At 67.2% G+C, this 19,332-nt stretch carries 17 protein-coding genes; 14 read left to right on the top strand and 3 right to left on the bottom strand.

The window, feature by feature from the left end; genetic code table 11:
- Positions 1–18: 18 nt before the first annotated feature.
- The 5 genes from KV110_RS26205 (at position 19) to KV110_RS26185 (ending at position 5,686) form a co-directional block, all read left to right on the top strand.
- A complete protein-coding gene (locus tag KV110_RS26205; protein WP_218469919.1) occupies positions 19–654 on the top strand; it encodes a TetR/AcrR family transcriptional regulator in 636 nt (211 codons plus the stop codon).
- The gene (locus KV110_RS26200) at positions 647–2,167 is read left to right on the top strand and encodes a glycosyltransferase family 39 protein (RefSeq protein ID WP_246633983.1); all 1,521 of its coding nucleotides are present in this window, start codon (positions 647–649) and stop codon (positions 2,165–2,167) included. The genes KV110_RS26205 and KV110_RS26200 overlap by 8 nt, the downstream gene beginning before the upstream one ends.
- A gap of 120 nt (positions 2,168–2,287) precedes the next feature.
- Complete coding sequence (locus KV110_RS26195) at positions 2,288–3,076, top strand: class I SAM-dependent DNA methyltransferase (RefSeq protein ID WP_218469918.1); 789 nt, start codon at positions 2,288–2,290, stop codon at positions 3,074–3,076.
- A gap of 44 nt (positions 3,077–3,120) precedes the next feature.
- A complete protein-coding gene (locus KV110_RS26190) occupies positions 3,121–3,561 on the top strand; it encodes a VOC family protein (RefSeq protein WP_218469917.1) in 441 nt (146 codons plus the stop codon).
- 379 nt (positions 3,562–3,940) lie between these two features.
- Positions 3,941–5,686, top strand: coding sequence for a CocE/NonD family hydrolase (locus tag KV110_RS26185; RefSeq protein ID WP_218478898.1), 1,746 nt, complete (start codon positions 3,941–3,943; stop codon positions 5,684–5,686).
- A gap of 90 nt (positions 5,687–5,776) precedes the next feature.
- Here the strand turns inward: KV110_RS26185 and KV110_RS26180 are convergent, their stop codons facing one another.
- Together KV110_RS26180 and KV110_RS26175 are read right to left on the bottom strand one after the other, a co-directional pair.
- Positions 5,777–6,502, bottom strand: a complete 726-nt coding sequence (locus KV110_RS26180) for a peptidylprolyl isomerase (RefSeq protein ID WP_246633982.1) — start codon at positions 6,500–6,502, stop codon at positions 5,777–5,779.
- A 124-nt stretch (positions 6,503–6,626) separates the two neighbouring features.
- Positions 6,627–8,054, bottom strand: coding sequence for an aminotransferase-like domain-containing protein (locus tag KV110_RS26175; RefSeq protein ID WP_218469916.1), 1,428 nt, complete (start codon positions 8,052–8,054; stop codon positions 6,627–6,629).
- A gap of 250 nt (positions 8,055–8,304) precedes the next feature.
- Here KV110_RS26175 and KV110_RS26170 point away from each other — a divergent pair, with 250 nt between their 5' ends.
- The 8 genes from KV110_RS26170 to KV110_RS26135 all read left to right on the top strand — a co-directional run bounded on the left by KV110_RS26170 (position 8,305) and on the right by KV110_RS26135 (position 16,968).
- Positions 8,305–9,141, top strand: coding sequence for a nitrilase-related carbon-nitrogen hydrolase (locus KV110_RS26170; protein WP_218469915.1), 837 nt, complete (start codon positions 8,305–8,307; stop codon positions 9,139–9,141).
- 16 nt (positions 9,142–9,157) lie between these two features.
- Complete coding sequence (hydA, locus tag KV110_RS26165; RefSeq protein WP_218469914.1) at positions 9,158–10,579, top strand: dihydropyrimidinase; 1,422 nt, start codon at positions 9,158–9,160, stop codon at positions 10,577–10,579.
- Positions 10,580–10,628: 49 nt separating this feature from the next.
- Positions 10,629–11,663, top strand: coding sequence for a TIGR03842 family LLM class F420-dependent oxidoreductase (locus KV110_RS26160; protein WP_218469913.1), 1,035 nt, complete (start codon positions 10,629–10,631; stop codon positions 11,661–11,663).
- Positions 11,664–11,793: 130 nt separating this feature from the next.
- Positions 11,794–12,681 carry an ABC transporter permease gene (locus tag KV110_RS26155; RefSeq protein ID WP_218469912.1) on the top strand — a complete coding sequence of 296 codons (888 nt, stop codon included), beginning with the start codon at positions 11,794–11,796 and terminating at the stop codon, positions 12,679–12,681.
- Positions 12,682–12,808: 127 nt separating this feature from the next.
- Complete coding sequence (locus tag KV110_RS26150; RefSeq protein WP_218469911.1) at positions 12,809–13,750, top strand: ABC transporter ATP-binding protein; 942 nt, start codon at positions 12,809–12,811, stop codon at positions 13,748–13,750.
- Entirely contained in the window at positions 13,747–14,520 is a 774-nt protein-coding gene (locus KV110_RS26145; RefSeq protein ID WP_218469910.1) for an ABC transporter permease, read from the top strand. Before KV110_RS26150 ends, KV110_RS26145 begins: the two co-directional genes overlap by 4 nt.
- A complete protein-coding gene (locus KV110_RS26140; protein WP_218469909.1) occupies positions 14,517–15,659 on the top strand; it encodes an ABC transporter substrate-binding protein in 1,143 nt (380 codons plus the stop codon). The genes KV110_RS26145 and KV110_RS26140 overlap by 4 nt, the downstream gene beginning before the upstream one ends.
- A gap of 1 nt (position 15,660) precedes the next feature.
- Positions 15,661–16,968 carry an aspartate aminotransferase family protein gene (locus KV110_RS26135; RefSeq protein ID WP_218469908.1) on the top strand — a complete coding sequence of 436 codons (1,308 nt, stop codon included), beginning with the start codon at positions 15,661–15,663 and terminating at the stop codon, positions 16,966–16,968.
- A gap of 42 nt (positions 16,969–17,010) precedes the next feature.
- Here the strand turns inward: KV110_RS26135 and KV110_RS26130 are convergent, their stop codons facing one another.
- The gene (locus tag KV110_RS26130; protein WP_218469907.1) at positions 17,011–17,514 is read right to left on the bottom strand and encodes a nitroreductase family deazaflavin-dependent oxidoreductase; all 504 of its coding nucleotides are present in this window, start codon (positions 17,512–17,514) and stop codon (positions 17,011–17,013) included.
- 156 nt (positions 17,515–17,670) lie between these two features.
- Between KV110_RS26130 and KV110_RS26125 the strand changes: the two genes are divergently transcribed.
- On the top strand, positions 17,671–19,206 hold the full coding sequence (locus tag KV110_RS26125; protein ID WP_218469906.1) for a glycosyltransferase family 39 protein: 1,536 nt from the start codon (positions 17,671–17,673) through the stop codon (positions 19,204–19,206).
- Positions 19,207–19,332 lie beyond the last annotated feature (126 nt).

Below are 19,332 nucleotides of genomic sequence, written 5' to 3'. Positions count from 1 at the left end.
TCGTGCTAAAATCTGGCCATGCGGTCAGAAAATGGTTCGGATGGCCAACCGAGGTCGTTCATCGAGGAGGCGCGGCGTCGCCAGATCATCGCGTCCGCGGTGGAAGTGATCTCCGAGGTCGGCTACGGCAATGCGTCACTGGCGCGGATCGCCGAGCATGCCGGGATCTCCAAGGGGGTCATCTCCTACCACTTCGCGGGCAAGGACGACCTGATGACGCAGCTGGTGATTCAGCTGTACGTGTCGGCGGCGGAATACATCGGGCCGAAGGTCGGCGCGGCGGTCGGGCCGCGAAACATGTTGCTGGCCTATATCGAATCGAATCTGGGCTTCATCGATGCGAACCGGAACTATGTCGCGGCGCTGATGGACGTGGTGCTGAATCTGCGTGACGCGCAGGGGCATCCACGGTTCGCCTCGGCCGACGGGGAACGGGAGATCATCGAGCCGCTGATCCAGATCCTGCTCGAGGGGCAGCAGGCCGGGGATTTCGGTGAGTTCGACGCGGAGCTGATGGCCAAGTCGATACGGGACGCGATCGACGGTGCGGCCGGTCGCGCCGTCCGCGGCGAAGACTTCGACCTGGATGCGTACGCGGTGCACGTGTGCCGCTTGTTCGATGTGGCGACCCGGAAGGTGGGCAACGATGACTAGTATGGTGGGAACCGCTGTGCCGCAGGCAGATACGCGAGATCCGCTGCCTCCCTTCGCGCTGGCCGGGGTAGGCGCGATCGCTGTTGTCGCCGCCGTCGCGCTGCTCGCGTCGCTGGGCCGGTACGGGTTCTTCGGCGACGAACTGTATTTCATCTCCGCGGGGCGCAGGCTGGCCTTCGGCTACGCCGATCAGGGTCCGCTGGTGCCCGCCATCGCCCGACTGATGGACCTGCTCGCACCGGGATCGCTGGTGGCGCTGCGCATTCCGGCGGCACTGGTCACGGTCGCCGCCGTGCTGATCAGCGCGCAGATAGCCAGGGAATTCGGCGGTTCACGCGGCGCGCAGATGCTGACCGCCACCGCTTACGCCACCTCGCCGTTCCTGTTGGTGCAGGGAACCCAGTTGGCTACCAACACCATCGACACGGCGCTGTGGGTGCTGATCAGCTGGCTGCTCATCCGCTGGGTGCGGACCCGGCAGGACTCGCTGCTGCTGTGGGCGTCGCTGGCCACCGCGCTGGATATGCAGGTGAAGTGGTTGATCCCGTTCTTCTGGATGGCGGTCGCGATCGGTGTGCTGAGCTACGGTCCGCGCGATCTGCTGCGGCGTCCCGTGCTGTGGCTTGGCGCGGTGCTGGTCGTCGTCGTGACGCTGCCGAGCCTGGTCTGGCAGGCCACCCACGATTGGCCGCAACTACGGCTCGGTGCGCAGATCGCCGAGGAGCAGGCCACGGTCGGGGGTCGCTACACCTGGCTGCCCTTCGCCGTGGCCGCCGCGGGCGTGCTCGGCGGGGTGCTGCTGATCTACGGCATCGTAACGCTGTTTCGGTGGGAACCGTTGCGTCCGTGGCGATTCCTTGCCCTCGTCCCGCTGCTCCTCGCCGTTGCCTTCATCGCCACCGACGGCAGGTCGTACTACGCCGCCGGGTGCTACGCGGCCATCATCGCGGCGGGCGCGGTCCGCTGGACTCAGCATCCACCGCGCTGGCGCAAAATTCTCACCATCGCGCTGATCGTGGTATCCGTTGCGGTCGTCGCGTATTCGACGCCATGGCAGTCCGAGGCGGACATCGCCCCGCCGAAGGACGAGGTGGAGGCCGGACTCGCCCTCACCGTCTACGGCAGGTTCGGCTGGCCCGAACTCGCCGACGCGACCGCCACCGCCTACCTGTCTCTCCCCGAATCCACCCGTGCCGATACCGTCATCGTCACCGACTCCTATTGGCAGGCAAGCGCACTCGACGTCTACCGCACCCGCTACGGCCTCCCCGCCAGCTACAGCCCCAACCGCGGCTTCGGCTACTTCGGCACCCCACCCGACTCCGCAACCACCGTCCTATGGGTCGGCAACGACCCCGCCGACGTCGCCCCCCTCTTCGCCTCGATAACCCCCATCGGCCGCGCCGACGCCCGCCTCGGCTTCCCCGGCGCCACCCGCGACGTCACCATCTGGCGCTGCGACCAACCCCACGCCCCCTGGTCCCAAACCTGGCCCAACCTGCTCCGCCTGTGAGCGCATACCGGGTGTCCTAGCGTTCGGTTACGTCACCCCGCACCGGCCGGGATCCGGCGGGTGCGGGGGTGAGGGGGAAATCGGGTCGCGGAAGGGGGTGGTCTTTGGCACTCTTCGATCATGGTCGACAGGGTGTTCGATGAGGTGCGGCTTGCTGCGTTGTACGACAGGTTCAGTCCGTGGGAGGGGCGGGGGGATTTCACGTTCTATCTGCCGTTGGTGATGGGGGCGCGGTCGGTGCTGGATGTCGGTTGTGGGACGGGGGCGTTGCTGCGGCGGGCGCGGGTGGACGGGCACAGCGGTCGGTTGTGTGGGGTGGACCCGGCTCGGGGGATGTTGGAGGTGGCGCGGGAACGGGGCGACATCGAGTGGGTGCTCGGGGATGCGGGGGCGATACGGGGGTGGGACCGTCAGTTCGACTTGGTGGTGATGACCGGTCATGCGTTCCAAGTGCTCGTCGGCGACGATGAACTGCGGACCACCTTGGCGGTGATCGCGGCGGCCTTGACCGACGCCGGTAGTTTCGCGTTCGAAACCCGCAATCCGGCTGTGCGGGAATGGGAGACGTGGCATCGGCGGTACTCGGGGGAGGTGTCGGACGAGGAGGGTGCGGTGGTGCGATGCGTGTGCCGGGTCGCGGAGCCGGTCGAGGGCGACCTGGTGTCGTTCACGCACACCTTCACCAGCGACAGCTGGGACGAGGCCGAGGTCAGTCACACGACATTGCGATTCCCCGACGCGGGCGCGCTGGCTACCTTCCTGGCCGACGCGGGCCTGGTCGTCGCAGAGCAGTTCGGGGATTGGGATCGCAGTCCGTTGACGGAGTCCAGCCCGGAAATCATCACCGTCGCGCGCCGCGTGACCGGTTGTCCGATTCGTTCAAGACCACCTGACGCCGCGAGGAGTTGACTAGATCTGCACAGACAATCGGTCCGAAGCAGAGGAGTGCAGGTATGAAAGCCCACGTCAACGCGATCACCCTGGCTGTGAGCGACCTCGAACGCTCGTTCCGTTTCTACAGCGATGGCCTCGGCTTGTCCTCGCCGGGCATCATCGGCACCGAGCACGTCGGCGACCGCGACACGCCCGGCGGTGCTGCCGCAATGTTCACCCTCGACAACGGTCTCGTCCTAGCGCTCTACTCGCGCACCGATCTCGCCAAAGACGCCGCTCTTCCCCTCGACCGAATCGCCGGATCCCCCGTCAGCCTCGGCTACTTCGTCGACACCAGGGAAGACGTCGACCGTATCCTCGCGCAGGCGCATCAGGCAGGCGCCACCATCGTCCGCCCGCCCCTCGAGCGCCCCTGGGGCATCTACTCGGGCTACTTCACCGACCCCGACGGACACCTCTGGGAAGCCGTCTACTTCCTGGACGGACAGCGCCCCAACTGACTGACGGCGCAGGCATCGAGAGGCGCGATTCGGGCGAGCCGGAGTGGATGTCGGGACGCAATTCATGGGAGGTATGTTCGTGTTCTTGATAGCATCGGCTCGACGGAGGCGTTCTCTCACCGCTGGGTGGCACGCGTCGAGTGTCCGGTAGCGCCTCTCCGGGAGGTGTATCAGCTTGTCCGGTCAGGGTATTGGCATCGGTCGCTTGCTCACCGCAGTGGTATGCGTCGGCGTGTTGGTCGGCGGATGCACGTCGGGCTCCGACACCAATGACGCGTCGACCACGCAGCCGGGAGCCCCGGGCCAGGTGGGGGCTTGGCCGCCGAAAGAGGGGCGCGGGAAATGCGAAGTCGCGAAAGAGACCGATGTCCCGGGCGCGATGCGGGACGGAACGGTACTGCGGGCGGATGTGTATCGGCCCAAGACCAGGGATCCCGTTCCCGTCATCCTGATGCGCACCCAGTACGGCAAATCGGCTGCGCAGGTACAACCTTCGCGCTACCAGACACCGGACTGGTTCGCCTCGCACTGCTATCTGGTGGTGATTCAAGACATTCGGGGGATCGGGAAGTCGGACGGGACGTTCACCGAGTTCGACAACGACCTGAAGGACGGGTACGACTCCGTCGAGTGGGCCGCCCAATTGCCCGGCACGAACGGCAAAGTGGGCATGTACGGCTCGTCGTACATCGGCGCGACCCAGTGGCTCGCCGCGGTCGAGACCCCACCGCATTTGACCACCATCGTCCCGGCCAACACCTCATCGGATTACTACGACGGCTGGACCTACGAGGGCGGCCAGTTCCGCCTCGGCTTCGTCGAACCGTGGGCGGTGAGCACCATCGGGCTCGCCGCGGCCGAGCACCGCCGCGACACCGCCGCCGTTGAGCAGATCCGCGCGGCCATGCAGAACGCCACCTCGTGGATGAATTTCCGTCCGTACAAGGACTTTCCGCCGCTGCAGCCGAATAATCCGGCGGTCGCGCCGTGGTACTTCGACTGGATCCGCAACTCGACCTACAACGACTACTGGAAGAAGTGGAGCATCCGCGAGCGCTACCCGAACGTGAAGGTACCGGTGCTCGACATGCAGGGCTGGTACGACTCGTTCCTGGCCGGCGGCATCGAAAACTTCACCGGCATGGTCGACAAGGGCGGGACGCCGGAAGCGCGGCAGAATCAGCGACTGGTGATCGGCCCATGGGACCACCTCGGTTGGGGGCGGCCCACGTCGACGATCGCTCCCGAACTGGATCAGCTCGGCCCGGTGGGCAACAGCCCGATCAACGAACTGATGCTGGCCTGGTACGACCACTTCCTCAAGGGCGTCGACAACGGCGTCTCGGGTAAGCCGCGGGTCGACTACTACGTGATGGGCGCCAACCGGTGGAAGTCGGCGCCGAGCTGGCCGCTGCCGCAAACCCAGTGGAAGACTTACTATTTCAGCGGCGACGGCGAGAACGGCGGCGCGGGCCGCACCGGCAAGCTGGTGGAGCAGGCACCGAGCGGACCGGCCGAACCCGACCGCTACCTCTACGACCCCACCGATCCGGCGCCCAGCGTCGGCGGCCACTCCTGCTGCGGTGTGGGTACCGGACCGCAGGGACCGTTCGATCAGGCCGCGGTGGAACAGCGCACGGACGTACTCACCTACGACACCGAACCGCTCGGCACCGACACCGAACTCACCGGCCCGATCACGGTGCAGCTGTGGGCCGCCTCGACGGCCGTCGACACCGACTTCGTCGCACGCCTGGAAGTGCTCGCCCCCGACGGTTCGGCGATCAACCTCAATAACGGCATCCTGCGCGCCGCGTTCCGCGACTCGCTCACCAACCCCACCCCGATCGTGCCTGGCCAGCCCTACCAGTTCACCATCAAGATCTGGCCCACCAGCTACCAGTTCAAGGCGGGCGACCGCATCCGAATCGCCCTGTCCAGCAGCGACTATCCGCAATACGCCCCGAACCCCAACACCGGCGAACCCTTCGGCGAGAGCACCCGCACCGAAACAGCCACCCAGTCCATCTACAAGGACCCCGAACACCCCTCCTCGGTAACCGTCCCCATCATTCCCGCCGGGGACAACGGCGCCACCTCGTTCGAGCTCACCCCGCACAAGTAGGCGACGAGTGGCACACCACGGCGGGCGACTCTCGACGTCTGGGTAGACCGATGGCGGCGTCGAGGACGCCGCCATCGGGGTGGGAAAGGGTTAGTTCTGGACGGTGGTTGCCGAGTTGATGACTACGTCGTTTCGGGGAGCGCCGTCGGGGCTGCCGTCCTGCGTGCCCGCGGCGGCGATGGACTCGAGGACGTCCATGCCCGCCGCGATGCGGCCGAACGGGGTGTAGCTCGGGGGCAGCGGGCTGTCCTTGTAGACGAGGAAGAACTGGCTGCCGTTGGTGTTCGGGCCAGCGTTCGCCATCGCGACGGTGCCCGCCGGGTAGGTGGCGCCGGCCAGGTTCTCGTCCGGGATCTGGTAGCCGGGACCGCCCATGCCGGTGGCGGTGGGGTCACCGCATTGCAGGACGAAGATGCCGTCGGTGGTGATCCGGTGGCACTTGGTGTGGTCGAAGTAGCGCTCGCCGGACAAGAAGGCGAACGAGTTGACCGTCTGCGGCGCCTTCGGTTCGAGGGCGATTTGGATTGCCCCACAGGTGGTTTCGAGTGTGGCGGTGTACGTGGCACCGGGCTGGGTCACCTGGGCAGGTGCCGGATAGTCGGTGCGGGAGGCCGGTGCGCCCGCCGGTGCGTTGCACTGCGCGGGCGCCTGTGCGCGCACACTCCACGAATTGGCCGAAACACCACCGGTCGCGAACGCCGCCAGCGCCGCGGCAACCGCCGCCACGCCGACCGCCCGTAGGACTCCTCGCGGCACCCCGAGCCGCCACCCTCGCTTGCTGTTGTCGAACTGCCGCCCCTGCACTTCGCTGCTCACCGCTAGGAATCTCCTTCATTCGGATTGCGCACCGGACGATGCCGTGCCGAATCATTCCATCTCCCGGCCTACAGCGGGCTGGGACCGCCTCGATCACTACGAAAACCGCACTCGCCGCGGCCGATCAGCCGCGGCGGATCCGGCGGTAGGTGGGGACGGCGGTAGTCGCGGCGGCGAGTTCGGTGGCGAGCCAGTCGAGGTCGGGATCGGTGACGGGGGAGATGGTGATGCGGAGGTGATCGGTGGGCGGGTGCTCGCCGACGACGAAGGGGCCGCCGGGAGCGGCCTTGATGCCCGCCGCGGCCAGCGAGATCATCGCGGCGTTCTCGTCGGCGACCGGCAGCCACAGGTTGATGCCGTCGCCGCGCGCGACGGCGACACCGCGCCGGGCCAGTGCGCGCCGGAGTTCGGCCGAGCGCCTGCGGTATTCGGCGCGTGCGGTGGTGACGGCGTGCACCGCGTTCTCGTCGTCGAGCATGCTCAACAGGACGCGCTGCAGCAGCCTGCTGGTCCAGCCCGCGCCGAGCATGCGGCGTTCGATGACGGGATCGAGCAGGTCGGCCGGGCCGCCCGCAACGGCGAGGCGCAGGTCGGCGCCGTGCGATTTGGAGTAGGAGCGGATGTGCACGGTGCGCCGGGGCAGCCTGCTGCCGAGGGAACGCAGTGGGGCGGCGGCGATTCCGGCGGAGTGGTCGTCCTCGATGACGAGGGTGCCGGTGTCCTGGAGGATGTCGGACAGTTCGCGGATGCGCCGCGCGGTGATGGAGACGCCGGTGGGATTCTGGCCGCGCGGTTGCAGGATGAGCGCGGTGGCCTCCTGTTCGGTGACGGCGCGGGCGAGTTCGTCCGGCAGTAAGCCGGATTCGTCCATCCGGACCGGGATGGGCCGGGCACCGAGGCCGGCGAGCAGATCGAGAAACGGTGGGAAACAGGGATCTTCGACCGCCACGGCGTCGCCGAGCCGAACGTGCGCGGAGAGTAGTCGGTCGACGGCGTCCAGCGCACCGTCGAGTACGGCGAGCCGTTCGGCGCGAAACGGCCAGTCGGCCCGGACTTTAGCGGCCAGTTCCGGCAGCACCGCCTCGCCGAGGTAGTCGGCGGCGAGGTCGCTCGCCCCATCCTTGGTGAGGTCGCGCAGCGCGGCACCGAGGTCGGGCAGCAGCTCGGGATCGGGTGTGCCACCGGACAGGTCGATGCGAAAGGCGCTGTAGGACGGCGGATGCAGCCGCTGATAGCGTCCGACGGCGGTGGCGGGCCTGGTGGCGACGGGTGCGCCGACGAAGGTGCCCGCCCGCCCGCGCGCCACGATCGCCCCGGCCGCGGCGAGCGCCCGCCACGCCTGGTTCACCGTCGCGGGCGAGACCTTCAACTCACGGGCGACCTCGCGGACGGTCGGCAGCCGGGAGCCGGGCGTCAACGCCCCCGAACGAATCTGCCGACTGACCGCTGCGGCGATACCGGCGGGTGTCCGGTCATCCAAGTCCGCGATGAACTGGCCCGATCCATTGTCGGGGACGGTGGCCTCGTCTGCGGGTGCGCACTGTGTTGTCACAGGCTCGATCGTCACAGCTCTGCCTCGCCAGCCCGCGAGGCGGCCCTGACCTTTGCCTGTTGTGGCCGGTGAGGGGCATACGGAGGCCTCGTGCCCAGGGGCGCCGCGTCTCCGGTTCGCTCGCTCACACCGTCATTCTGCGTCGGGCGCGGGGCCAGGACTATGGCCTGCCGCAAGGTTTACGGCTACGAAACTGTTTCCGCATTCTTGTAACACAACCGAATTGGTTCGGAGTGAAGTATAACAAAGCATGGGAATCGTTCGAGCGGCGCTCGTCCAGACGAACTGGACCGGCGACAAAGAGTCCATGATCAAAGCGCATGAGGATTACGCGCGGCAGGCCGCAGCGCAGGGCGCGAAGGTGATCTGCTTCCAGGAGTTGTTCTACGGCCCGTACTTCTGCCAAGTACAGGACACCAAGTTCTACGAGTACGCGGAGTCGGTGCCGGGCCCGACGACGGACCGATTCGCCGCGCTGGCACAGGAATTGGGCATGGTGATGGTCCTGCCGGTGTACGAGCAGGAGCAGCCGGGCCTGCTGTACAACACGGCGGCCGTCATCGACGCCGATGGCACGTACCTCGGCAAGTACCGCAAGCACCACATTCCGCACGTCAACGGCTTCTGGGAGAAGTTCTACTTCCGGCCGGGCAATCTCGGTTGGCCGGTGTTCGACACTGCGGTCGGCAGAGTCGGCGTCTACATCTGTTACGACCGGCATTTCCCGGAGGGCTGGCGCGCATTGGGCCTGGCAGGTGCGGAAATCGTGTTCAATCCGTCCGCCACCTCGCGTGGGCTGTCGGGTTACCTGTGGAAGCTGGAGCAGCCCGCGTCCGCGGTGGCCAACGAGTACTACATCGGCGCGATCAACCGGGTCGGCATCGAGGAGTACGGCGACGACGACTTCTACGGCACCAGCTACTTCGTCGACCCGGAGGGCAAGTTCGTCGGCGAGGTCGCCTCGGATCGAGACCCCGAACTGGTGATCCGCGACCTCGACCTGGACCTGATCAAGGTGGTACGCGACCGGTGGGCCTTCTACCGCGACCGCCGACCGGACGCCTATGGCCCGCTGGTGGCTCCCTGAGGCCGGTGACGATCACATGACATTGACATTCATCCATGGCGGCACGGTGGTCTCGGCCACCGGCTCGCAACCGCTCGACGTGCTGGTGGACGGCGAAACCATTGTCGCCGTCCTGCAACCCGGCGCCACCGCCCTCGGCGCGGACCTGACCGGCACCGCCGAGGTGGTCATCGACGCGACCGGCAAATACGTGATTCCCGGTGGCGTGGACGGACATACGCACATGCAGATGCCGTTCGGCGGCACCGAGGCGTCCGACACCTTCGAGACCGGCACCCGCGCCGCCGCCTGGGGCGGCACCACCACGATCGTCGATTTCGTGGTGCAGAAGCCGGGGGAGCGGGTGCAGGACACGCTGGGTGCCTGGCATCAGAAGGCCGCGGGGAAGTGCGCGGTCGACTACGGATTCCATCAGATCATCGGCGAGGTCAACGACGAATCCCTCAAGGGGATGAGCGAACTGGTGTCCGAGGGCGTCACCAGCTTCAAGCTGTTCATGGCCTACCCCGGCGTCTTCTACTCCACCGACGGCCAGATCCTGCGCGCCATGCAGTCGGCGGGCGATCTCGGCGCACTGCTGATGATGCACGCGGAGAACGGTATCGCCATCGACGTGCTGGTCGAGCAGGCCATCGCCCGCGGCGACACCGCGCCGTACTTCCACGGCACCAGTCGCCCATGGCAGTTGGAGGAGGAGGCCACCCACCGCGCGATCATGCTGGCGCAGGTGACCGGTGCGCCGCTGTATGTGGTGCATGTGTCGGCGAAGCAGGCATTGGAACAGATCGCCACCGCACGCGGCAACGGCCAGAACGTCTTCGGCGAGAGCTGCCCGCAGTACCTGTACCTCTCACTCGAAGAGCAGTTGGGCGCACCAGGTTTCGAGGGCGCGAAGTGGGTCTGCTCCACGCCGCTGCGGTCCAGGGCCGAGGGCCATCAGGACGAACTGTGGCGCTACCTGCGCACCGGTGACGTCACGGCGGTCAGCACCGACCACTGCCCGTTCTGCATGAAGGACCAGAAGGAAATGGGCATCGGCGATTTCAGCAAGATCCCGAACGGGATCGGCGGCGTCGAGCACCGGATGGACCTGATGTTCCAGGGCGTCAAGAGCGGTCAGATCTCGCTGGAGCGCTGGGTGGAGGTGTGCTGCACCACGCCCGCCAGGATGTTCGGCATGTACCCGCGCAAGGGTGTGATCAGTCCGGGCGCGGATGCCGACATCGTGATCTATGACCCCAACGGGCACACCAGCATCGGCCTCGGCAAGACCCACCACATGAACATGGACTACTCGGCCTACGAGGGCTTCGAGATCGACGGTCACGTCGACACCGTGCTGTCGCGGGGCCGGGTGGTCATCGACGACGGCAAGTACCTGGGTAGCGCCGGGCACGGCCGGTTCGTCAAACGTGAATTGTCGCAGAACCTGATCTGACCGCACAGCTTCCGCACAGCTGTATCCGACTCGAAACGGAGAGTGCCGCATGGACATCGGTGTGGTGCTGCAATGCACACCCCCCGCCTCCCGCGTGGTCGAACTGGCCAGACAGGCCGAGACACATGGGTTCTCGCACGTCTGGACGTTCGACTCGCACCTGCTGTGGCAGGAGCCCTACGTCATCTACAGCCAAATCCTCGCCGCCACTCGCAAAATCGTGGTCGGCCCGATGGTGACCAACCCGGCCACCCGCGACTGGACGGTGACCGCGTCGACCTTCGCCACGCTGAACGACATGTTCGGCAACCGCACCGTGTGCGGTATCGGACGCGGTGACTCGGCGGTGCGCACGCTCGGCGGCAAGCCGACCACCCTGGCCACCCTGCGCGAAGCCATCGAGGTGATCAGGGAACTCGGCAACGGCCGCAGCGCCCAGGTGGATGACACGATCGTGCGGTTCCCGTGGGCCGCTGATTCCCGGCTGGAGGTCTGGATGGCCGGGTACGGCCCGCGCGCCTTGGATCTCACCGGGGAGGTCGCCGACGGCTTCATCCTGCAACTGGCCGATCCGGATATCGCCGCGTGGACCGTCGCCCGGGTACGGGCCGCCGCCGAACGCGCCGGTCGCGACCCGGCGTCGGTGAAAATCTGTGTCGCCGCACCGGCGTACGTCACCGACGGCACGGATGCCGCACTGGCCCATGCCCGCGAGCAGTGCCGCTGGTTCGGCGGCATGGTCGGCAACCATGTGGCCGATATCGTGGCGAAATACGGTACGGGCAGCGACGTTCCGGCCGCGCTCACCGAGTACATCGCGGGCAGGCAGGGCTACGACTACAACCAGCACGGGCGCGCGGGCAACACCCACGCCGAGTTCGTGCCCGACACCATCGTGGACCGCTTCTGCCTGCTCGGCACCCCCGATGACCAGCTGATCCGATTGCGGGAACTGGAAAAGCTCGGCGTCGACCAATTCGCCGTCTACCTGCAGCACGACGCGAAAACCGCAACCCTGGAAGCCTACGGCGAATCGGTCCTACCCCGTCTCGCCCACCCTGTCACCGCGACGGAGGGCGCTTGATGGCGCGCCGGCTGACCGGTGCGCTCCGGCAGCCCCCGCCGCGCATGAGTTGTTCCGCTGCGCATGGAATTGCTAGCTGTTTCGCGCTCGGCACGACGGAAGGTGCGCGGCGGGTGTACGTGGGGGGCCGATGAGGGTGAGCTTGGGGACGGCGCGGGTCGGTTATGCCGTGGCCGTTCTGGTTTCGGTGCTGGCCAGCTGGGAATTGGTGAAGCTCGTCGTCCCGGAAAGCGGAGTGAGCATCGGGGAGCAACGCATCCTGCCGCGCACCGGCGATGGTGCGCTGCCGCACGTGTGGTCGGTGGTGACGGTGCTCGGTGAGCGGGACGGCACCGGCACAGTGGGCGAAACCCTTTTGCGGACCGCTGGATTCACGTTCGGCCTCGCACTGCTGGCGTTGTTGATCGGCACCGCGGTGGGAGTCGCGCTGGCCGTGCTCATGCAGCGGTTCGCCTGGGTCGAACGCGGGCTGTTGCCGTACATCATTGTGTCGCAAACGGTTCCATTGATCGCGCTGGCTCCGCTCGTCGCCGGGTGGGGCGGCAAGATCGTGATCGCGGGCGAGCCGTGGCGGCCCTGGATGAGCATCGCGGTGATCGCTTCGTATCTCGCTTTCTTCCCGGTCGCGGTCGGTATGCTGCGCGGCTTGCAAGCACCGTCGAAGGCGTCGGTCGAACTGCTGTACAGCTACTCCGCCGGTTGGTGGGAAACCTTGGTGCACCTGCGCCTTCCCGCCGCGGTGCCGCACTTGCTTCCGGCCTTGCGATTGGCCGCGGCCGCCTCGGTGATCGGTGCCGTGGTCGCCGAGATCTCCACCGGCACCGCGGGCGGAATCGGCCGCCAGATCATTGTTTTCGCCCAGCAGGCGACCGGCGATGCGTCGCGGCTCTACGCGGCGGTCCTTGCCGCCGCACTACTCGGCGTCGCGGTCACCGCCGTCGTCGGCCTCGCCGAACTCGCGCTGCGTCGGTACAGCCGTCCCGCCGGAGCGGCGCGCTCCTCGGGAGGCGACCGATGATCGCCCGTCAGATGTTCGCTGGTCAGACTCGCTGTGCTATCAGCGCGCCCAACGCGGGGAGCGCCGATCCCGAACGCGCGCTTCATCATTACCGCCGCCCGCGCGGCAGCTCATCAGGAGGTATCCGTTGACCGCCAAAGGACGACCTGCTGTCGCCACGGCAACCGCAGAGGGAGAACAGGTTTCGGCCGACGGGCAGTTCGGATCCGCCGACGTCAGCGCGGGAAACATCCGCACCGACGCAACAGCAGCTCTAGAGCGGACCGCCGCGGTGGAGCTGGCCGACGTCGGCAAGATCTACGCCGCCGGTTCGGTCACCGCGCTCACGGATGTGTCACTCACCGTCGCCCCTGGCGAATTCGTCTCGCTCATCGGCCCTTCCGGGTGTGGCAAGTCCACCTTGCTGCGCATCATCGCCGATCTGGAACAGCCGACCAGCGGCACCGTGACCGTGCACGGGAAGACCGCGCGACGGGCCAGAATCGACCAGGACTATGGCATCGCCTTCCAACAGTCCGGTCTGCTGGATTGGCGCACCGTGCAGGCGAATGTGGAACTGCCGCTCGAGTTGCACAAGGTGCCGAAGAGCGAACGCCGCGCGCGCAGTGCGGAACTGCTCGAGATGGCCGGACTCACCGACTTCGCCAAGCGCTATCCGGCCGAACTGTCCGGTGGCATGCAGCAGCGGGTCGCGATCGTGCGGGCGCTGGCGCCGAAGCCCTCGCTATTGCTGATGGACGAGCCGTTCGGCGCGCTCGACGAGATGACGCGCGAGCGGATGCAGGGCGAGCTGCTGCGCATTGCCGGGGAGACCGGGGCTGCCGTGGTTTTCGTGACCCACTCCATTCCCGAGGCGGTGTTCCTGTCCGATCGGGTGGTGGTCATGTCGGCGCGGCCCGGTCGGATCACCGACATCGTGCCGACCGGCGGCTGGGGCCGTGACGCAGCCTTCGCGGACGACGATGTGCGTTCCAGCGCACCGTTTTTCGAGGCTGTCGCCGCCGTCCGCGCCGCATTGCGGAGCGGTCATGGCGACACCGGCACGGCAGCGGGGCGGGACGTTCGATGACGTTACCGTGGAAGACGGTGCTGCCGCCCGTGGCGTTCGGCATCGGCGGGCTGGTGCTGTGGCAGCTGCTGACCGTCGCCGCCGGTGTCCCGTCCTTCCTGCTGCCCGCACCCACCGCGATCGCGACCGAATTCACCGAGAATTTCGACCGCATCGCCGACGCTGCCACCGCGACCGGAACCAATGCGCTGATCGGGCTACTGATCGGCGCGGTGCTCGGCATTGTCGCCGCGATGCTGGCCGTCCGGTTCCATCTGGTCGATGGGCTGCTCAGCCCGCTCGCCGCCGCGGCGGCCGCGGTGCCGATCGTTGCCCTTGCGCCCCTGTTGAATTCGATGTACTCGACCACCACGGACACCCCGCGCCGCATGGTCGTCACCATCGTCGTGTTCTTCCCGATGTTCGTCAGCACGGCCCGGGGGTTGCGCCAGGTGCCGCAGGTCCATACGGATCTGATGACGTCGTACGCGGCGGGCGGCTGGCAGGTCACCCGCACCGTCCGGCTGCCCGCGGCACTGCCGTACCTGTTCACCGGCTTGCGGATCGCCGCACCGGGCGCGGTGATCGCGGCCATCATCGCCGAATATTTCGGCGGCCTGCAGAACGGCCTCGGCAGCCGCATCACCTCCGCGGCAGCCAACACCGCCTATCCCAGGGCCTGGGCCTACGTGGTCGGCGCCATGCTCGTCGGCTTGCTCTTCCTGGCCGCTGTCCTACTCCTCGAACAACTCACCCGTAGACCCCGCACCACCCTCTGGAGATCTAGATGAGAAAGCCCACCAAGCGATTCCGGGCGAGCCTAGCGCTCGTCGCGCTGGCCGCGGCCACGCTGACCGGTTGCAGCACCACCGACAGCACGTCCGGCACGACGGCCGATGGGCTCACCAAGGTCCGCCTGCAATTGCAGTGGTTCAAGCAGGGACAGTTCGCGGGCTACCTGGCCGCGGTCGATCAGGGTTTCTACAAAGAGCAGGGCCTATCGGTCGAAATCCTCGACGGCGGAACCGATATCGTCCCGCAGACGGTACTCGCGCAGGGGCAGGCCGATTACGCCATCGCCTGGGTACCGAAGGCTTTGGCGTCCCGCGAGGCGGGTGCGGGCATCACCGACGTGGCGCAGATCTTCCAGCGTTCCGGCACCAAGCAGGTGTCGTTCAAGTCGGAGAACATCACCGGTCCCGCCGCCCTGCGCGGCAAGACGGTCGGTAACTGGGGCTACGGCAACGAATTCGAGCTGTTCGCGGGCATGACGAAGGCGGGCATCGACCCCGCAAAGGACGTCAAACTGGTGCAGCAGCAGTTCGACATGAACGCCTTCCTCGGCAAAGACATCGCCGCCGCGCAGGCCATGTCCTACAACGAGTACGCCCAGCTGCTGGAGACGAAGAACCCCGCCACCGGAAAGCTCTACACCGCGGAGGATTTCGCCACCATCGACTGGAACGACGAAGGCGTCGCGATGCTGCAGGACGCCATCTGGGCCAACAGCGAGAAGCTGAACGACACGAAATACCAAGAGCAGACCGTGAAATTCATCGCGGCCTCGCTGAAGGGCTGGGCGTTCTGCCGCGACAACCTCGACAAGTGCCGCGACATCACCGTCGCCGCGGGCACCACCCTCGGCGCGACCCATCAGCAGTGGCAGATCAACGAGGTCAACAAGCTGATCTGGCCGTCACTCGCGGGCATCGGCATGATCGACACGGCCGCCTGGGCGCGCACCGTGCGGATCGCCAAGGACACCAAGAACCAAGAGGGCGCCACCGTCCTGACGAAGGACCCCGATGCGAGCGCCTACACCAACGAATACGTCACCAAGGCACTGGAACTGCTGAAATCCGATGGTATCGACGTGACCGGTGCGGGGTTCGCACCGCGCCAGGTCACCCTGACCGAAGGCGGTAAGTGATTTGACCGACCACGTCTTCTATCCGTGGAGCGCCCAAGCCGGACTGAACGCGCCGACGATCGTCGGCGCGTCCGGCTCCCACTTCTGGGACGACAAGGGCAACCGCTACCTCGACTTCTCCTCGCAACTGGTGAATGTCAATATCGGCCACCAGCACCCGGATATCGTCGCCGCGATCATCGCGCAAGCCCAGCAGCTCGCGACCATCTCGCCGACCGTCGGCAACGAGGTGCGCAGCGAATTGGCTCGGTTGATCGTCGAACGCGCACCCGGTGACCTGAACCGGATCTTGTTCACCACCGGCGGCGCGGAAGCGGTGGAACATGCTGTGCGCCTGGCCCGTAGCTTCACCGGCCGCACCAAAATGCTCGCCGCGTACCGCTCCTATCACGGCGGCACCGGCGTGGCGATCGGGCTTACCGGTGAACCGCGCCGCTGGGGCGCCGAGCCGACCAATGTCGACGTGGTGCGCTTCTTCGGCCCCTATCCGTACCGATCACCTTGGGAGACAAGCACTCCCGAGGAAGAGACAACGGCGGCACTGCGCCATCTGCGTCAGGTGATCGAACTGGAGGGGCCGCAGAACATCGCGGGGCTGATCCTCGAAACTGTCGTCGGCACCAACGGAGTGCTCGTCCCGCCGCCCGGCTACCTCGCCGGGGTGCGCGCGCTCTGCGACGAATTCGGCATCGTCTACATCGCCGACGAGGTGATGGTCGGCTTCGGCCGGGTCGGACAGTGGTTCGCGGTGCAGGAATTCGGCGTCGCACCGGATCTCATCACCTTCGCCAAGGGGGTGAACTCCGGCTATGTCCCGCTCGGCGGGGTACTGATCGCCGAACGCATCGCGCAGCGATACGACCACACCGTGTATCCCGGCGGCCTCACCTACGCGGGGCATCCGCTGGCCTGTGCGGCCGGTGTCGCCTCCATCGAGGTGTTCGAGCGCGATGGCATCCTCGACCACGTGCGCTCGGTGGGTGCCGATGTGCTCGGAAAAGGCCTGCGCGAGTTGGCCGCCCGGCATCCGAGTGTCGGCGAGGTGCGTGGGCTCGGCTTCTTCTGGGCACTGGAACTGGTGCGTGACCCGGAGACCAGGGAGCCGCTGGTCCCGTTCGCCGCCGCCGGTGCGGCGGCCGAGCCGATGGCGAAGGTGACCGCCGCCGCGAAGGCGCGCGGGGTGTGGCCGTTCAACGTGGGCAACCGTTTTCAAATCGCGCCGCCGCTCACCACGTCGGCGGACGAGCTGCGCACCGGGCTGGAGATCGTCGACGAAGTGCTCGAGGTCGCCGACGAGTACGTGACCTGAGGTAAGTCCCCGGTCGGCTCCGCGAGCGTGTCTCGCGGAGCCTCAGCGCGGCGTCAGCGCGATGACGACGCCACCCTGCTGCCACGTCTGGTACAGGTCGGCCTTGTTCGGCGAACCATCGGCGGTGAAACCGATCCCGTTGAACTTCGCGTTGGTCGCGTTGTCCCTGGCGATGACCTCGTAGAGCCGCATGACGTCGCGTTGCTCGGTGTGCACCACCGGGTCGAAGGTCCGCGGCTTGCCGCCCATCGACACCTGGACCGGGCCGCCCGCCTGCAGGTTCTTCACCCACGGCCGCAGGGCGGTGCCGATCAGCAGGGTGCCGTTGTGCCTGGTATAGGCCACCGGCACGTCGTAGACCTTGCCGGACTTGCGCCCGACGACGTGCAGCGTCAGCAGGCGTTTGCCGACGAGGCCGGAGACCGCGGGTACGCGCAGTAGCGTCCGGACGATTTTGTTGGTCACGGCCTGTGCCGAGGGGATCGGTTGCGGTCCGGTCGTGGACGGTGTGCCATAAGGGTTTTCGCCCGGTACTGCGTCGCTCATGACCTCAGTATCGAACGCGGCACGGATCGAAACCAGACAAGTACCTGCCGGTACCGCGAAACGCCGGGTCGGACGCGCCCGGCGGGTGACCGGGCGCGACGGCCGTTTCCCGCTACATTCGAGCAGTCCCGTCCCGGAAGTCCTCCAGGAGCTGGCGTGACCCACACCGCAGAACGCCCGGAGCTCGACACCGGAGCAGACCTTCGCCCACCCCTCGCGACCTCGGGCATCACCGTCGTTGCCGCGATCTCGGCGGCGGTGCTGCTGTTCTCCGCGAGCCGCTACGACTACTTCGGCGACGAGCTCTACTTCCTGGCCGCCGGACGGCACCCCTCGTTCGGCTATGCCGACCAAGGCCCCGTGCTGCCGATGCTCGCCCGGTTGATGGACATCCTCGCCCCGGGTTCGTTCTTCGTGCTTCGCCTGCCCGCCGTGCTGCTGACCGTGCTGGCGATCGTGCTCACCGCGCTCATCGCCCGCGAACTCGGTGGCGGTCGTGCCGCCCAGCTCGTCGCCGCCATCGCCTACGCGACATCGCCGTTCCTGTTGTTGCAGGGCAAGATGCTGACGACCAACGCGGTGGACACGGTGTTGTGGGTGATCATCACTTGGCTCGTGGTGCGCTGGGTGCGCACCCGCCGCGACGGGTTGCTGCTGTGCGCGGCGCTGGTGACGGCGGTCGACATGCAGGTGAAGTGGCTGATCCCGTTCTTCTGGATCGGTGTCGCGGTGACCTCGCTGGTGTTCGGGCCGCGTGAACTGGTGCGCAGGCCGCTGCTGTGGCTGGGTGGCGCGATCGTGGTTCTCGCGACGGTGCCGACCTTGATCTGGCAGGCCGAGCACGACTGGCCGCAGTTGGCGATGGGCGAGGTGATCAGCGGCGAGCAGGGCGTTCTCGGCGGCAGGCTGATGTTCGTGCCGCTGGCGGTGCTGACCGCCGGGTACCTCGGCGCGGTGGTGCTGCTGTACGGGGTGTGGGCGCTGCTGCGCAATGCCTCGTTGCGGCCGTACCGGTTCCTCGGCTGGACGCTGCTGGTCCTGGTGGCGATCTTTCTGACGATCGGCGGGCGGATCTACTACGTGGCCGGAATGTACGGCGTGGTGCTGGCCGCGGGCGCGGTCGGGCTGGTGGAGCTGGTGCGGGGTCTGCGGGGCATCGGTCGGCGCGTGTGCACCGGAGCGGGGGTTGTGTTGGCGCTGGCCGCGACGGGGTTTGTGTTGTGGGCCACGCCGTGGCGGGACGCGTCCACGATCGAGCCGCCAGCCGACGACGCGGAGGCCACCATCAATATCGGTGTCTACGGCGAATTCGGCTGGCCGGAGCTGACCGATGCCGTCGAGCGGAGCTACGACACACTGCCTCCGCCGCAGCGGTCCGGTGCGGTGATCGTCACCGACACTTATTGGCAGGCAAGCGCTTTGGATCAGTTCGCGCGCGATCGACTGCCGCCGATCTACAGTCCGAGCCGCGGCTACGGCTACTTCGGCGCACCGCCCGACGCCGCGACGGTGGTGATCGCCGTGGCCATGAACGAGGCGTTTCTGCGGTGGGATTTCGAACGCGTCGAGCCGGTCGGCAAGGTGGATTCGCGCATCGGCTATCCCGGCAACACTCAGGAAGTGGTCATCTGGAAGTGCGCCGGGCTGCGCCATCCATGGTCGCAGGTGTGGCCCGCGCTGATGCACCTGTAGGCGGTCGCGGGTGCTGCCCGGCTCGGCCAGTGTTGTTGGTAGGAAAGGAAATTCGTGATGGTCTGCGCTGCGCTCGATCGACTATGCTCGGGGTGCTGCTGTGGCGGGGATCCAGGGGGATCGGCC

Origin of the sequence: Nocardia iowensis, assembly GCF_019222765.1 — a bacterium.
Taxonomy (GTDB): Bacteria; Actinomycetota; Actinomycetes; order Mycobacteriales; family Mycobacteriaceae; genus Nocardia; species Nocardia iowensis.
The sequence above is the reverse complement of the archived record's forward strand: the minus strand, read 5'-3'. Positions and strand labels throughout refer to the sequence as shown.

Bases quoted from the DNA above. Each gene is read 5' to 3' on its own strand.
- KV110_RS26190 (WP_218469917.1), top strand. From the start codon at position 3,121: ATGAAAGCCCACGTCAACGCGATCACCCTGGCTGTGAGCGACCTCGAA.
- KV110_RS26200 (WP_246633983.1), top strand. From the start codon at position 647: ATGACTAGTATGGTGGGAACCGCTGTGCCGCAGGCAGATACGCGAGAT.
- KV110_RS26170 (WP_218469915.1), top strand. From the start codon at position 8,305: ATGGGAATCGTTCGAGCGGCGCTCGTCCAGACGAACTGGACCGGCGAC.
- KV110_RS26205 (WP_218469919.1), top strand. From the start codon at position 19: ATGCGGTCAGAAAATGGTTCGGATGGCCAACCGAGGTCGTTCATCGAG.
- KV110_RS26195 (WP_218469918.1), top strand. From the start codon at position 2,288: ATGGTCGACAGGGTGTTCGATGAGGTGCGGCTTGCTGCGTTGTACGAC.
- KV110_RS26130 (WP_218469907.1), bottom strand. From the start codon at position 17,514: ATGAGCGACGCAGTACCGGGCGAAAACCCTTATGGCACACCGTCCACG.
- KV110_RS26160 (WP_218469913.1), top strand. From the start codon at position 10,629: ATGGACATCGGTGTGGTGCTGCAATGCACACCCCCCGCCTCCCGCGTG.
- KV110_RS26185 (WP_218478898.1), top strand. From the start codon at position 3,941: ATGCGGGACGGAACGGTACTGCGGGCGGATGTGTATCGGCCCAAGACC.
- KV110_RS26140 (WP_218469909.1), top strand. From the start codon at position 14,517: ATGAGAAAGCCCACCAAGCGATTCCGGGCGAGCCTAGCGCTCGTCGCG.
- hydA (WP_218469914.1), top strand. From the start codon at position 9,158: ATGACATTGACATTCATCCATGGCGGCACGGTGGTCTCGGCCACCGGC.
- KV110_RS26155 (WP_218469912.1), top strand. From the start codon at position 11,794: ATGAGGGTGAGCTTGGGGACGGCGCGGGTCGGTTATGCCGTGGCCGTT.
- KV110_RS26145 (WP_218469910.1), top strand. From the start codon at position 13,747: ATGACGTTACCGTGGAAGACGGTGCTGCCGCCCGTGGCGTTCGGCATC.